This window comes from Arthrobacter sp. YA7-1 (assembly GCF_025960325.1).
GTDB classification, from domain to species: domain Bacteria; phylum Actinomycetota; class Actinomycetes; order Actinomycetales; family Micrococcaceae; genus Arthrobacter; species Arthrobacter bambusae_A.
In genome coordinates this window covers 3339154-3353215 of sequence record NZ_CP110114.1, presented here as the reverse complement: position 1 = coordinate 3353215, position 14062 = coordinate 3339154, and the positions used below count along the sequence as shown (strand labels likewise).

Annotated in this window: 13 protein-coding genes; 10 read left to right on the top strand and 3 right to left on the bottom strand. The window is 65.6% G+C overall.

The window, feature by feature from the left end; translation table 11 throughout:
• Window positions 1–143 precede the first annotated feature (143 nt).
• The gene (locus tag OIT41_RS15705) at window positions 144–1715 is read left to right on the top strand and encodes a Na+/H+ antiporter (protein ID WP_264636767.1); all 1572 of its coding nucleotides are present in this window, start codon (window positions 144–146) and stop codon (window positions 1713–1715) included.
• Here the strand turns inward: OIT41_RS15705 and OIT41_RS15700 are convergent.
• The gene (locus OIT41_RS15700; RefSeq protein WP_264636766.1) at window positions 1712–2932 is read right to left on the bottom strand and encodes an ROK family transcriptional regulator; all 1221 of its coding nucleotides are present in this window, start codon (window positions 2930–2932) and stop codon (window positions 1712–1714) included. The genes OIT41_RS15705 and OIT41_RS15700 overlap by 4 nt on opposite strands.
• Window positions 2933–3039: 107 nt before the next feature.
• On the opposite strand from OIT41_RS15700, the gene OIT41_RS15695 reads away from it, so the two are divergent.
• The 8 genes from OIT41_RS15695 to OIT41_RS15660 all read left to right on the top strand — a co-directional run bounded on the left by OIT41_RS15695 (window position 3040) and on the right by OIT41_RS15660 (window position 10961).
• Window positions 3040–4743, top strand: coding sequence for a glycoside hydrolase family 13 protein (locus tag OIT41_RS15695; protein ID WP_241707062.1), 1704 nt, complete (start codon window positions 3040–3042; stop codon window positions 4741–4743).
• Between the two features lie 110 nt (window positions 4744–4853).
• Window positions 4854–5819 (top strand): aldo/keto reductase, encoded by a 966-nt coding sequence (locus OIT41_RS15690; RefSeq protein WP_264636765.1) that lies wholly within the window; start codon window positions 4854–4856, stop codon window positions 5817–5819.
• Window positions 5820–5992: 173 nt separating this feature from the next.
• Window positions 5993–6856, top strand: coding sequence for an HpcH/HpaI aldolase/citrate lyase family protein (locus tag OIT41_RS15685; RefSeq protein WP_241707064.1), 864 nt, complete (start codon window positions 5993–5995; stop codon window positions 6854–6856).
• 284 nt (window positions 6857–7140) lie between these two features.
• Window positions 7141–7365, top strand: coding sequence for a DUF3188 domain-containing protein (locus OIT41_RS15680; protein WP_241707065.1), 225 nt, complete (start codon window positions 7141–7143; stop codon window positions 7363–7365).
• An 8-nt stretch (window positions 7366–7373) separates the two neighbouring features.
• A complete protein-coding gene (locus tag OIT41_RS15675) occupies window positions 7374–8873 on the top strand; it encodes an FAD-dependent monooxygenase (protein WP_264636764.1) in 1500 nt (499 codons plus the stop codon).
• A gap of 45 nt (window positions 8874–8918) precedes the next feature.
• The gene (locus OIT41_RS15670; RefSeq protein ID WP_078108045.1) at window positions 8919–9368 is read left to right on the top strand and encodes a MaoC family dehydratase N-terminal domain-containing protein; all 450 of its coding nucleotides are present in this window, start codon (window positions 8919–8921) and stop codon (window positions 9366–9368) included.
• A 2-nt stretch (window positions 9369–9370) separates the two neighbouring features.
• Window positions 9371–9808 (top strand): MaoC family dehydratase, encoded by a 438-nt coding sequence (locus OIT41_RS15665; RefSeq protein ID WP_264636763.1) that lies wholly within the window; start codon window positions 9371–9373, stop codon window positions 9806–9808.
• A gap of 85 nt (window positions 9809–9893) precedes the next feature.
• Window positions 9894–10961 carry a UDP-N-acetylmuramate dehydrogenase gene (locus OIT41_RS15660; protein ID WP_241707068.1) on the top strand — a complete coding sequence of 356 codons (1068 nt, stop codon included), beginning with the start codon at window positions 9894–9896 and terminating at the stop codon, window positions 10959–10961.
• Window positions 10962–10993: 32 nt separating this feature from the next.
• Here the strand turns inward: OIT41_RS15660 and OIT41_RS15655 are convergent, their stop codons facing one another.
• On the bottom strand, window positions 10994–11461 hold the full coding sequence (locus tag OIT41_RS15655; RefSeq protein WP_078108048.1) for a hypothetical protein: 468 nt from the start codon (window positions 11459–11461) through the stop codon (window positions 10994–10996).
• Between the two features lie 109 nt (window positions 11462–11570).
• Between OIT41_RS15655 and OIT41_RS15650 the strand changes: the two genes are divergently transcribed.
• The gene (locus OIT41_RS15650; RefSeq protein WP_264636762.1) at window positions 11571–12689 is read left to right on the top strand and encodes a winged helix DNA-binding domain-containing protein; all 1119 of its coding nucleotides are present in this window, start codon (window positions 11571–11573) and stop codon (window positions 12687–12689) included.
• 125 nt (window positions 12690–12814) lie between these two features.
• Here OIT41_RS15650 and asd read toward each other — a convergent pair whose 3' ends face one another.
• Entirely contained in the window at window positions 12815–13969 is a 1155-nt protein-coding gene (gene asd / locus OIT41_RS15645) for an aspartate-semialdehyde dehydrogenase (RefSeq protein ID WP_078108050.1), read from the bottom strand.
• Between the last annotated feature and the right edge of the window lie 93 nt (window positions 13970–14062).

Below are 14062 nucleotides of genomic sequence, written 5' to 3'. Positions count from 1 at the left end.
CCAGCCGGGACTACGCCATGCCGGCCACAAAACCGGCCACAAAACCGGCCTCGGGACCGCGCCCAGCCGCGATATGTTGGTAGGGCTAGTCCACGGCATGCGCCCGGGACGCTGCCGCTACGACGTCTGGGGAAATCGGGAACATGGACCAGTTGGCACTCATTGTTGGATTGCTGCTTGCAACGGTCGTGGCCGTGGGCTTGGGGGACCGCTTGCGGCTCCCGTACCCGGTGTTGATGCTGTTGCTGGCTGCAGCGATGACCTTCATCCCGGGGTTCCCGGATTTTGAGCTTGCGCCCGAACTGATCCTGCCGATATTCCTCCCTCCCTTGCTCTTTGCGACCGCGCAGAAGAGCTCCTGGGCGGTGTTCCGGGTCCGATGGCGGACGCTGTTGCTCATGGCTGTCGCCCTTGTTGTGGTCTCCACGGCTGTAGTTGCCGGAGCCGCGTGGCTCATGATTCCCGGGATCGGCATTCCTGCGGCGATCGCGCTGGGGGCCATGGTGGCTCCGCCGGACCCGGTTGCGGTTGAATCCGTCGCCGGCCGCGTCCACATGCCGCGCAGGCTCATCACGGTGCTCCAGAGCGAGGGCTTGTTCAACGACGCTGCAGCCATCGTGATCTTCCAGGCCGCGGTGGCGGCGACGGTTTCCGGCACCAAGCTGGGGGCCGGCGTCGTGCTCCAATTCGTGATCGGTGCGGCACTGGCCGTCATCGTCGGCATCGCGATGGGCTGGTTGACGAGGCTGATCACCAAGCTGGTCACCTCCATGGTGGCCCGAAGCGCCGTGACCCTGGTGATTCCCTTCGCGGCCTACATCCTGGCGGAAGAACTCCACGCTTCGGGGGTGATCGCCGTCGTCGTGACGGCGCTGGAGACACAGCGGCACGCGCGGTCCCAGGACGCGGCCGAACGTGTCACGCGCACCGCTTTCTGGGATGTGGTGGAACTCCTCGCGACGGGCCTGGCGTTCGGACTTGTGGGGTTGGAGATCCGGCATGTGATCCGGGACGAGGGAGCGGCCGTTTACGGCATGATCGGCCCGGCCGTGGCGGTGTGCGTGCTGGTGTTCGTTGTCCGTTTCGCGTGGCTCGGGCTGTTGGCGATCTCGGCCCGCAAGCGGAAGAACCTGTTGCAGCCGACGTCCCCCAAGGAGGTCCTGATCCTGACTTGGTGTGGCATGCGCGGCCTCGCGACGCTCGCACTCGCCTTGGCCCTCCCGCTCACGATTGCCGATGGGGGCGACTTCCCCGCCCGGCACGAAATTCTGGTCATCGCTTGCGCGGTATTGCTGGCCACCCTGGTGCTGCCGGGGCTGACCCTTCCCTGGCTTATGCGCGTGCTCAAGGCATCCGAAGACGGCTCGCACGAAAAGGATGCCGCGCGGCTCTTGGCCAAGCGCGCCCAGACCGCCGCAATCTCCGCGCTCAAGGAACACGATCTGATGAAGGAATTGCCGGCGGACAAGGTGGCGCTCGTCAAGGAAAAGATGACCCGCCTGCACGCCGAGCTGCTTGACGGGACCTTGAAGAACGAAACAGACGTTGAAAAGCGCCAACGCGGCAGGGAACTGGCGATAGCAGTCCAGACCATCGCCCTCGACGCCGCGCGCCAGGAAGTGGTCGCGGCACGGAGCGAACCGGGGATGGATCCCGAGGTGGCGGACCGGGTGCTGCGCCAGCTCGACCTCCGCACCATGGCGATGCCGGACTAGCTGCCGAAGGTCTTGGGCCGCCGCAACACCAGGTCCAGGGAGTTCTTCTCCACGCGGTCGAGTGCGTGGCGGACTGCGCCGATGCCAACAATCGCGTCGCCCAGCGGCGACGCTGCCAACCGCGGGGGAGTGGCGGTGTAGGCAGCCAGCTTCCGGACGGTCGGCTCAAGAAGGGCCGACGCCGAAGCTGCCACCGCGCCGCCGATCACCACGAGCTCCGGGTTGAGCATGATGGCCACCGTGGAGACTACCCGGGCCAGCCGATCCGAAAGCCGGTCCAGGATGTCCAACGCAACCTTGTCGCCTTCGGCAGCAGCGGCGAAGACGTGCTGTGCCGTGACCTCCTGGCCAGCGGGGGCCGCCGTCCGCAGTGTGGTTTTCGACTTTCCCGCCAGGGCTTCCGCCGCCCACAATCTGGCCAGCGCGGCGAGGCCGTCCGCCGATCCGACTCCGTCCACCATGTCCAGGTAGGCCATCTCGCCAGCGCCGCCGCGGCTGCCATGAAGCAAACGGCCGGATTCCACCAGGCCCGCGCCGAAACGTTCACCGGCAAGGAGGACTGCCAAGTCCTGGACGCCGCTGCCGGCGCCGCGCCAACATTCGCCCAATGCCGCCAAGTTGGCATCGTTCTCCAGCACCACAGCCCATCCGTGCAGATCGTGCAGGGCCTTCTTCAGCCCGACGTCGAACAGGCTCCAGAACGGCTGGCTGACGAGGATGTTTCCGTCGCGGCCCACCGGGGCGGCAAGCCCGACCGTCACCGCGAGGACTTTGTCCGGTGCCACTCCGGCAGCCTCGAGGGCAAGGAGAGCGGTTTCGCTGATAACCCGGATCCGTTCCTCCGCTTCGATCTCCCTGGCGCGAAATGGTCCACTGGACCGTCCGATGGTGTGGCCGCGCAGATCGGCCACCACAACGGTGGTCTTGAGCACGCCGACGTCGATCCCCAAGACGCAGCCGGCGCTTTCGTCGAGCTCGAAGCGTCGTGCGGGGCGGCCCTTTTGGTACGTGCCGAAGTCACGCTGGTTCTCCAGCTCTCGGATCCAGCCCCGGGCCATGAGGTCTTCGCACACGGAAATGGTGGTGGCGCGGGTCAAGCCGGTGGCGTCCATCAGCTCCGAAACAGTCACGGCGTTGGAAGCGCGGATGGCTCCGAGCACGGTGGCCGCGTTGAACCGCCGGAGCATCTGCGGAGTGGCAGTCGCGATATCGGGCATGGCTGTTGACCTTCTGTTGGTATGCGTCACATAATACTAGAGGCACTAAATTTAGATTCTAAATAAACGCCCGTCCATCGCAGCGTCGACACAGAACAGGATTCCCTTTGTCCTCCACCGTCACCATGGCCACCCACTTCGACTCCGAGCGCTCCGAGCGCATGGCCGATCCGAACTGGTGGCGCCAAGCGGCTGTCTACCAGATCTACCCGCGCAGCTTTTCCGACGCGAACGGCGACGGACTGGGCGACATCAAGGGCATTACCGCCAAGGTTCCGTACCTGAAATCCCTCGGCATCGACGCCGTTTGGTTGAGCCCGTTCTACCCGTCGGCCCTGGCTGACGGTGGTTACGACGTCGATGACTACCGCAACGTTGACCCCAAGCTGGGCACCCTTGCAGACTTCGATGAGATGGCGGCCGCCCTGCACGCTGCGGGCATCAAGTTGATCGCGGACATCGTGCCGAACCACTCTTCGGACCGGCACGAATGGTTCAAGGAGGCGCTGGCTTCACCGAAGGGTTCGGCAGCCCGCGAGCGCTACATTTTCCGCGACGGTCTGGGCGAGAACGGCGAACTGCCCCCGGCGGACTGGGACTCGATTTTCGGCGGCCCGGCCTGGGAGCGCATCACCGAACCGGACGGCACCCCGGGGCAGTGGTACATGCACATCTTCACCAAGGAGCAGCCGGACTTCAACTGGGACAACCCCGAGGTCCGCGAGGACTTCCTGAAGACCCTGCGCTTCTGGTCCGATCGTGGCGTGGACGGCTTCCGCATCGACGTCGCCCATGCGCTCACGAAAGACCTGCCGGAGGTTCTGCCGTCGAAGACCGAGCTGCCCAAGGAGGGCGAAAACGCTTTGGGCGCCCACCCGTTCTGGGACCGCGATGAGGTGCATGAGATCTACGCCGAGTGGCGCAAGGTCTTCAATGAGTACAACCCGCCCCGGACGGCCGTCGCCGAAGCATGGGTGCACGCTGACCGCCGCGCCCGCTATGCCAGCCCAGACGGCTTGGGCCAGGCATTCAACTTCGACCTCCTCCAGGCTGATTTCGACGCAGGCCAGTTCCGCGACATCATCACGAAGAACCTCAGCGAAGCCGCTGCCTCCGGTGCTTCTTCCACCTGGGTCTTCTCCAACCACGACGTCGTCCGGCACGCCACCCGCTACGGCTTGCCCGCGGGCGGCGGCCGTGACGGCCTGGGCCAGGACGGCAAGCAGTGGCTGCTCGACGGCGGTTCGGCCGCCGACGTCGACGCCGAGCTCGGCTTGCGCCGCGCCCGCGCCGCGTCGTTGCTGATGTTCGCCCTTCCCGGCTCCGCGTACCTGTACCAGGGCGAAGAACTCGGACTGCAGGAAGTCGGCGACATCGCGGCCGGCCAGCGCCAGGACCCGGCGTTCTTCCGCAACCCGGGAGTCGACGTCGGCCGTGACGGTTGCCGTGTCCCGCTGCCGTGGACCAGCGAGGGTTCGTCGTTCGGCTTCGGCGAGGGACATGCCCACTTGCCGCAGCCTGAATGGTTCGCGGACTACGCGGTGGCGGAGCAGGAGAACGTTCCCGGCTCCACGCTGGAGCTATACCGCAAGGCCCTGGAACTGCGTTCGGAACTGCGGGCGGCCGAGGACCTGGAGTGGATCCCGTCCAGCCACGAGTCGGTGCTCCATTTCGTGCGCCCCAACGGCTGGCAGTCGGTGACGAACTTCGGAACCGAGCCCGTGGCACTTCCGGAAGGCACCGTCGTCGTGAGCAGCGCACCGCTCGAAGGCGGCAAGCTCCCGGCAAACACGACGGCCTGGATCGTCTAGTCCCTCACCCCTGCCCCTATCCCTCGCCCAACTAACTCGCAGTTAATGTCGTTTTGAAGGCTGTAAACGACAACAACTGCGGGTTAGTTGCGTTGTGAAAGAGTTGGAAAATGACTGCAAAGAGTGAAACTGCCGCGGGCCGGCTAATTTATGGATGCATGGGCCTCGGAGGTCCTTGGGAGGGCAGCGAATACGGTGCTGCCGAAATCGAGCAGGCCGCGGCCGCGATCGAAGCCGCCATGGGCATCGGGATCACCCTGTTCGACCATGCCGACATCTACCGCAGCGGCAAGGCCGAGGCCGTCTTCGGCGAAGTCCTCGCCCGGACGCCGGGGCTGCGGGAAAAGATCCAGCTCCAGACCAAGTGCGGAATCCGGCTGAGCCAGCCCGGCGTCGATGGACATTACGACCTCAGCAAGGACGCCATCCTGGAGCGGGTCAATGGAAGCCTGGAACGGCTGAGGACCGACTACGTCGACGTGCTGCTGCTCCACCGTCCCGATCCCCTGATGGAACCCGCAGAGGTGGCGTCCGCCGTCGGGCAGCTCATGGCGGAGGGTAAGGTGCGGCAGTTGGGCGTGTCCAACATGTCCGGCGCGCAGATCGCCTTCCTGCAGGACCAGCTGGAGGTGCCGATCGTGGCCAACCAGCTGGAAATGAGCCTGCACCGGCGGGCGTGGCTCGAGAGCGGGGTCCTGGTCAACCACGACGACGCCCTCGGCTACAGTTTTCCGCACGGCACTTTGGAACACTGCGTCGGCCAGGGGATCGAACTGCAGGCCTACGGTTCCCTCGCCCAGGGCCGGTACACGGGCTCGACGCCGGTTTTCCCGACTGCCGCGGACACTGCGACTGCCGCTCTGGTCGCCCAGCTCGCGGAAGCAAAGGGCGTCACTCCTGAGTCCGTGTTGTTGGGCTGGCTCATGAAGCATCCGGCGCGAATTTCCCCGGTGCTGGGCAGTTCCAACCCGGCGCGGATCGCTGCCTGCGCGGATGCTCCCGCCGTTGCCGCAGCAATGACGCGCGCTGAGTGGTATGGCCTGTGGGTGGCTGCGCGGGGCAGCAAGCTCCCCTAAAGCGCGTTAAACCCAACTGACTCGCAGTAGGTGTCGTTTTGAGGGCTCATAACGACACCTACTGCGAGTCAGTTGGGCTGGGGCTGGCTGTCACAATCGTTTTGTTCGTATTGATGCTCACACCGGTGCCCGATTCTTAGCGTTCCTGGTGGCTGGCCGGATACGGTAGATACATGACGTCTAGCACCGCCGCCGAGTCCATTCGGTCCACCCGCAACATTCCCGCCGAGATTGCCCGCTCCTGGCTCCTTGTGAACGCCATGAAGACGGAGCTTTTCGACCAGTCGGCCTCGTCGCGCGCGGACGCCATCATCCTTGACATTGAAGACGCCGTGGACCCGTCGCAGAAGGACATTGCCCGCGACAACGTCATCAACTGGCTGACCGCCGGCGGCCAGGCCTGGGTCCGCATCAACGACGCCACCAGCCCGTTCTGGGCCGATGACCTCGCCGGCCTCCGTGGCACGCCAGGTCTCTTGGGAGTCATGCTCGCCAAGACTGAGTCCGCGGACCAGGTCACCGAGTCCTTCCACCGCATGGACGGCAAGACCCCGGTCATCCCGCTCGTGGAGTCGGCCCTCGGCATCGAGGAAGCCAACCACATCGCCCGCGCACAGGGTGCCTTCCGCCTCGCCTTCGGTTCGGGCGACTTCCGCCGGGACACGGGCATGGCCGCCACGCCTGAGGCAATGGCGTACCCGCGTGCCAAGCTCGTCGTCGCCAGTCGCGTGGGCAACCTTCCGGGTCCCATCGACGGCCCCACCGTCGGCACCAACCACCCGATCCTGCGCGAGCAGACCGGGATCACTGTGACCATGGGCATGACCGGCAAGCTCTGCCTGGCCATTGACCAGACCACGGTCATAAACGAAGTCATCAGCCCGACGCCGTCCGACGTCGCCTGGGCCACGGACTTCATGAACGACTTCGAAGCCAACGGCAGGGTCATCCGCGACGGCTCCGACCTTCCGCGCCTCGGCCGCGCCGAAAAGATCATGAAGCTCGCGGTAGCCTTCGGGGTCCAGCCCTCTCTGTAAGCGCACCCACCGACGCTCTCTCACCTAAGTCCGGCTTTTTCAGGACGCCCGCTCACGTATGAGGGAAATACCCGAACCCTCCTGCAGATGAGCTGAGCGGGCGTTGGCTGGAAAGCTGTCATATGTGAGCGGGCGTTGGCGGATTGGCGACCATATGTGAGCGGGCGTTGGCTGGAGTCGGACGCTCGCTCGCTTATATCCGGTTTTGACGCCACGCTCGCTCACTTGCGTCGGTTCCCGCCCTGTGGAACCCGCGGTTTCGGCAAGTGTCCTAAACTTGGGTGGTGCTGAACGAATTCTGGGCCACGGCCTCAATCGCCTACAAAACGCTGGTTTTCGGCGCGATGGGGCTTATCGCCGTCGGGATCATCCTGACGATCATTGGCAACGCCTCCCATAACCAGGGCCTTGCTCTGACTTCCTTGTTCGTGATCGGGCTCGGCCTGGTCCTGCATGTCGTGGGCATGGTGGTCCGCGGACAGCAGGTCCGCAAGAGCTTGAAGAAGTAGCCCGCGGAATGACCCAGCACGCGGTGGTGATCGCCGGAGCAGGCCCCACAGGGCTGATGCTCGCGGGCGAACTGGCGTTGGCCGGCGTCGACGTAGCGATTGTCGAGCGGCGCGCAAGCCAGGAGCTCGCCGGCTCACGTGCAGGCGGTTTGCACTCGCGAACCATCGAGGTCCTCGACCAGCGCGGAATTGCCGATCGCTTCTTGTCCGAAGGACAGGTCGCCCAGGTTGCGGGGTTCGGCGGCGTCCGTTTCGACCTCAGCGACTTTCCTACCCGGCACAACTACGGGGTCGGCCTGTGGCAGAACCACATCGAGCGCATCCTGGCCGGGTGGGTCGCCGAGCTGGCGGTGCCGATCTACTACGGGCGCGAGGTGACCGGTTTCGCGCAGGACGGGACCGGCGTCGACGTCGGGCTGTCCGCCGGCGAGTCGCTGCGCGCGGAATACCTCGTCGGGTGCGACGGCGGCCGCAGCCTGGTCCGTAAGGCGGCCGGCATCGAGTTCCCGGGGTGGGATCCGACCACCAGCGCCCTGATCGCCCAGGTCGAAATGGCCGAGCAGCCGCCACTGGGCGTCCACACCAACGCCTTTGGCATCCACTCGTTCGGCAAGCTCGACTACAAGATCCACGACGGCAAGATCGTTTACGCGGAGGGTGGACCCGTCGGGGTCATGGTGACCGAAGAGCACGTCGGGGCCGCGAACGAGCCGACCCTCCAGGACCTGAGCGAGGCGCTCATCGCCGTATGCGGGACGGACTATGGGGCCCACAGTCCCATCTGGATCTCCCGTTTCACCGATATGACCCGGCAGGCCGCGAACTACCGCGACGAACGGGTCCTCCTCGCCGGCGACGCGGCACACGTGCATGCCCCCGACGGCGGACAGGGCCTCAACACCGGCGTGCAGGATGCCGTGAACCTGGGATGGAAGCTGGCGCAGGTGGTCAAGGGGACATCGCCGGAAAGCCTCCTCGACAGCTACCACGCCGAGCGCCACCCAGTGGCCGCCCGCGTGCTGCGCAACACGATGGCGAGTGTCGCGCTCCGCCGCCAGGACGAACGCACGAAAGCCGTGGGCGAGGTCGTGGCCGAGCTCCTCGGCATGGAGGAGCCGCGCCAGCGCTTCGCGGCGATGCAGTCCGGCCTCGATGTACACTACGACGTCGGCGAGGGGCACCCTTTGCTCGGACGCCGCATGCCCGATCTCGACCTCGCCACCCCCGTCGGCCCGCTGCGTGTCTTCAGCCTGCTGCACAGTGCCCAGCCGGTGCTCCTCAACCTTGGCGAGCCCGGCAGCATCGACATCACGCCGTGGGCGGACCGCGTTCAGTTGATCGACGCCACCTACCCCGGGACTTGGGAGCTTCCCGCAATCGGGGCAGTCCCCGCCCCCGTTGCCGTGTTGATCCGGCCCGACGGATATGTGGCCTGGGTCGGAGAAGGCTCCCAACGGGGCCTCGCCGACGCCCTCACCAGATGGTTCGGACCGCCTGCCACGGAGTAGCCGTCCGGCTCTTCTTACCGGCTCAGGGGCCGATAGGGTTGGATCATGACTATTAACCCGGATTTGCAGGGCCGCAGCTACCCTGCCTCAGAGGTGTACGACGTCGGCCGCGAAAAGATCCGGGAGTTCGCCCGGGCCGTGAAGGCCACCCACCCCGCCCACTTCGACGTCGAAGCCGCCAAAGCGCTTGGCCACAGCGACCTCGTCGCCCCGCCGACCTTCGCCATCATCGTCGCCCAGCGGGCGGATGCCCAGCTGATCGAGGACCCCGATTCAGGGATCGACTTCAGCCGCGTGGTGCACGCCGACCAGCGCTTCACGCACCACCGCGCGATCGTTGCCGGGGATCAGTTGCGGGCCGAACTGCACGTCGACGGCGTCCGCGCCATGGGCGGCGGGGCCATGATCACGACGCGTTCGGAAATCACAACGTTGGACGGCGAAAAGGTCGCCACCACCACGTCGTCCATCCTGGTCCGCGGAGAGGGACAGTAGCCATGAGCTTGAAACTTGAAGAACTCACCGTCGGGCAGGAAATCGGCACCCGCAGCATCGAGGTCACGCGCCAGGACCTGGTCAAGTACGCGGGCGCGTCGGGCGACTTCAATCCGATCCACTGGAACGAATCCTTCGCCACCGGCGTCGAGCTTCCCGGAGTCATCGCCCACGGCATGTTCACCATGGGCTCTGCCGTGCAGTTGGTGAGCGACTGGGCCGGCGACCCTGCCGCCGTCGTCGACTACCAGACGCGCTTCACCAAGCCCGTGCTGGTCGCCGACACCACCGGTACCAGCGAGCCCGGCGCCGTGATCGAGGTTGCCGGAGTGGTGGGAGCGCTCGACGCCGAGGCCCGCACCGCGCGCATCGACTTGACCGTCACCTTCGGCGGCCAGAAGGTCCTCATGAAGTCCCAAGCCGTTGTGAAACTTGCGTAAGTAATCAGCTCGCGCGCCGGGGCGCGCGCCTGACCGGCGCGCCCCGGGGTCGGCTGGCACAACGAATCCCAGCTAGGCTTGTTTGGTGACCCAGACGATGCTTTCCGAACTGACCACGGCCGCCGTTGGTGGCCCTGCCGGCGCCTTTGTGGAGGCCCGCACCGAGGCGGAAATCATCGACGCCGTCCGCTCGGCGGATGCTGCGGGCGAGAAACTGCTCATTATCGGCGGGGGATCCAACCTGCTGGTTTCCGACGCCGGATACCCGGGCACTGTGCTGAAGATCGCTTCGCAGGGCTTCACCGTCAACTCGGAAGACAGCTGCGGAGGCGTTTCCGTGGTGGTCCAGGCAGGGCACAACTGGGACGCCCTTGTGGGGCACTCGGTGCTGCACGCGTGGTCCGGGCTGGAAGCCCTCTCCGGCATCCCGGGTGCCACGGGCGCCACTCCTGTGCAGAATGTTGGCGCTTATGGTGCCGACGTGTCCCAGACCATCGCCGCCGTGCGCACCTGGGACCGCGAACGCAACGCCGTGCAAACCTTCACCAACTCGGAGCTCAAGTTCGGCTACCGGGATTCCATCCTCAAACAGACCACCACCGAGGGCTCGCCACGTTACGTCGTGCTGACGGTTGAATTCCAGCTGCCGCTCGGACGCATGAGTGCGCCCATCCGGTACGCGGAGTTGGCCCGGTCCCTCGGGGTCGAGGCCGGGAAGCGCGCGTATTCCAACGACGTCCGGCGCGAAGTCCTGCGGCTGCGCGCCTCCAAGGGCATGGTCCTCGACGCTTCGGACAGGGATACGTACTCCACGGGTTCCTTCTTCACCAACCCGATTGTTCCGGCCACCGCAGCTGCCTCGCTGCCCGAGGGAGCGCCGCAGTACCCCGCCGGGAACGACGGCCTCGTGAAGCTGTCCGCAGCCTGGCTGATCGACCAGGCCGGCTTCGAAAAGGGCTTCGGACTCGATCCCGCGGGCGTGTCCGGCGGGCGGGCCTCGCTGTCCACGAAACACACCCTCGCCATCACCAACCGCGGAGGGGCGAGCGCGGAGGATCTTGTGGCCATCGCGCGCGAGGTGCGCCGCGGCGTCGTCGAGCGCTTTGGCATCGAACTGCACCCGGAGCCGCTACTGATCGGTTTGGCCCTGTAGGAGCCTGCGTAGGTCCCCGCGAGGAACGCGCTTCAGCGCTTTCCGGTCGGATGGACCTTGTTGAGCAAGAGGAACGTCAGTCCGCAGCTCGCGGCCCCCAAGAGGAAGATCTGGCTGAACGCCATGCTCTGGGGCGACGGACCGCCCGGCGAAATCCAGCCTGCCGCCGCAAAGCCGGCCACGCCCAGGAGCATGACAATCGCGGCGAGCAGGAAACTGCGCACTTGATCGTTCGCGCCCGTGAACCCGGATTCGGGATCGTCAACGCGCCGATCGGACGATGGCTGGCTCGCGGCTGCAAGGCCCAGGAGCAGGGCGGCCGCGCCTGTGGCGGCAAGTCCAACCTCCTGGACAGTCTGCATCGACGGGGATAACCGGACCCCCGCACCAACAGCTATGGCCAAGCCGCAGACAAGCCCGACGGCGGCAGCGCACCAACCAGCGGCTGCTAACCGCCGGCTGAGCGGCCGCAGCAGCGGACCTAACTCACCGAACAGCATTCCCCTAGAGTAGGAGGGCCCGCTGGACGGCCCCTGTGAGCGGCATGGGAGTTCCTCCTGCGAGCAATTGAGGACTGAAGCTGTCCGCCATGCGTCCTACGATGGGGCCATGGCAGCTTCGGCGAGGATCAGGGTCACCCCCGGAGTCATGGGCAGGATGCGGCTCGCGAGCCAAGGATTGCTTGGGGGTTTCGGTAGCCCGGAGGAATGCGTCTCCCGGATGGGTGCCATGCAGGCTCAAGACCTTGCCTCGGCGTTCTGGGCCGTGGGGGAGAGGGTCCCCGGTTCCGGACTATCCAAGGTGTTGGAAGCGCTGGAGAGCGGCACAGTGGTCCGGTCCTGGCCTATGCGAGGCACGCTGCACCTGGTTCCGCCGCAGGACTTGCGCTGGATCCTCGCCATCACCACAGAGCGATCCATGCGTTCTGTTGCCGCACGGCACCGGGAACTCGGCATCGACGAGACGGACGTCGCGACGTGCCGGGACCTGGCCCTCGAACGCGTCTGCGGCAGTCCTGGCGCCACGCGCGAGGAGCTTTTCAAGATCTTCGAATCCGCTGGCCAAGTGACGTCGGCCCAACGCGGCATCCATTTGCTCTGGATTCTGTGCCAGAACGCCTGGCTGGTGCAAGGTCCTCCGGCGGGCACGGCAGGCAGAGCCCTGGGACAGCAACTGTTCGTCGCCTTCGATGAGTGGATTCCGGAATCCCGGCGCCTCGACCGTGGAGAAGGAATTGCCGAATTCCTGCTCAGGTATATTCGCAGCCACGGACCGGCCACACTCGCGGACTTCGCGTGGTGGAGCCAGATTCCCAAAGCCGAAGTCCGGGCAGCCCACGAGGCCATCCGCGGCCAACTCGTTGAGCTCGTCTTCCGGGAAACGTCCTATTGGCTGTCGCCCGAGACGGCGGCACTGCTCGACGACGGCGTTCCCGGCTCGCGTACGGTCCTCGCCTTGCCTGGATTCGATGAATTCCTGCTCGGGTATAAGGACCGCAGCCTTGTCCTGCCCCCTGGGCATTTCCAGAAAGTCGTTCCTGGGGGCAACGGGGTCTTCAAGCGGATGATTGTGTCAGGCGGCGAAGTGGTGGGCACCTGGTCCCGCAGCGGCACCGGCCGGAGCGCCGTCGTCGTGCCTGAACCGTTCGCTGCGGAAGGACTGGCCCCTGCGGCCAAACGATCCTTCGAACTCCAGGCGGCGAAGCACCTGCGGTTCATGGAGAGCTGACGGCACCCAACTAATCCCCGCAGGCTCCCAGCCCTCGCAAGTCCCCGCGGGCTCCCCCCTAGTTGATGTCGTTATGAGCTCTCAAAACGACATCAACTGCGGGTTAGTTGAATAAGGCAGGACGCCTAGAGGGTGCCGGTAGCGATCTTCAGCATGCGGCGCAGCGGTTCGGCGGCGCCCCAAAGGAGCTGGTCGCCCACGGTGAACGCGCTGATGTATTCAGGACCCATCTCGAGCTTGCGGATACGGCCCACGGGGATCTCCAAGGTGCCGGAGGCAGCCACCGGGGTGAGGTCGGCCATGGAGGCTTCCTTCGTGTTGGGCACAACCTTGGCCCACTCGTTGTCGGCGTCCAGGAGCTTTTCGATTTCGGCGACGGACAGGTCCTCGCGCAGCTTGAGCGTCAGTGCCTGGGAGTGGGAGCGCATGGCGCCGATACGGACGCAGAGCCCGTCCATGACCACATGGTCCTTGCCCGGCTTTCCGTTGCCGGTGCCGAGGATCTTGTTGGTTTCCACCCCGGCCTTCCACTCTTCCTTGGACTGGCCATTGCCGAGGTCGGCGTCGATCCACGGGATCAGGGAGCCTGCAAGCGGCACGCCGAACTGGGTGGCGTCGACGCCGGTGCGCTGGGTGGCCAGGACCTTGCGGTCGATTTCCAGGATCGCGGAGGCGGGATCGTCCAGTTCGCTGCTGACTTCGTTGTTGAGGGTGCCGAACTGGTTGAGCAGTTCGCGCATGTGGCGGGCACCGCCGCCCGACGCCGCCTGGTAGGTCATGGAGGTGCCCCACTCGACCAGGTTGTTCTTGAACAGGCCGCCGAGTCCCATGAGCATGCAGGAAACTGTGCAGTTGCCGCCGATGTAGTCCTTCACGCCGCCGGACAGGCCGGCGTCGATGACGTCGCGGTTGATGGGGTCCAGCACGATGATGGAGTCGTCGTTCATGCGCAGCGTGGACGCGGCGTCGATCCAGAGCCCGGCCCAGCCGCGGCTGCGAAGCTCGCCGTGGACCTGCTTCGTGTAGTCGCCGCCCTGGGCTGTGACAATAATCGGCAGCTTGGCAAGAGTCTCAATGTCGAACGCGTTCTCGAGCTTGCCTGCGGCACCTTCTGCTGTACCAGCGAAAGACGGCGCGGCACCTCCCGCATTCGAGGTGGAGAAAAATACCGGGTTGATGTTGGCGAAGTCGCCCTCTTCCTGCATGCGCTGCATCAGGACGGAGCCGACCATGCCACGCCAACCGACCAGTCCAACGGACGGATTAGCTGCTGTAGTCATTGAACCAGTCTAGACTTTCGCGGCTCCCGGCCGCTGTCGGTTACGTCACGACCCAACTGACTGGCAATAGGTGTCGTTATGAGCCCTCTAAAC

Coding starts and splice junctions, on each gene's coding strand:
- OIT41_RS15705 (WP_264636767.1), top strand. CDS start 144: ATGGACCAGTTGGCACTCATTGTTGGATTGCTGCTTGCAACGGTCGTG.
- OIT41_RS15700 (WP_264636766.1), bottom strand. CDS start 2,932: ATGCCCGATATCGCGACTGCCACTCCGCAGATGCTCCGGCGGTTCAAC.
- OIT41_RS15690 (WP_264636765.1), top strand. CDS start 4,854: ATGACTGCAAAGAGTGAAACTGCCGCGGGCCGGCTAATTTATGGATGC.
- OIT41_RS15685 (WP_241707064.1), top strand. CDS start 5,993: ATGACGTCTAGCACCGCCGCCGAGTCCATTCGGTCCACCCGCAACATT.
- OIT41_RS15675 (WP_264636764.1), top strand. CDS start 7,374: ATGACCCAGCACGCGGTGGTGATCGCCGGAGCAGGCCCCACAGGGCTG.
- OIT41_RS15670 (WP_078108045.1), top strand. CDS start 8,919: ATGACTATTAACCCGGATTTGCAGGGCCGCAGCTACCCTGCCTCAGAG.
- OIT41_RS15665 (WP_264636763.1), top strand. CDS start 9,371: ATGAGCTTGAAACTTGAAGAACTCACCGTCGGGCAGGAAATCGGCACC.
- OIT41_RS15655 (WP_078108048.1), bottom strand. CDS start 11,461: ATGCTGTTCGGTGAGTTAGGTCCGCTGCTGCGGCCGCTCAGCCGGCGG.
- OIT41_RS15650 (WP_264636762.1), top strand. CDS start 11,571: ATGGCAGCTTCGGCGAGGATCAGGGTCACCCCCGGAGTCATGGGCAGG.
- asd (WP_078108050.1), bottom strand. CDS start 13,969: ATGACTACAGCAGCTAATCCGTCCGTTGGACTGGTCGGTTGGCGTGGC.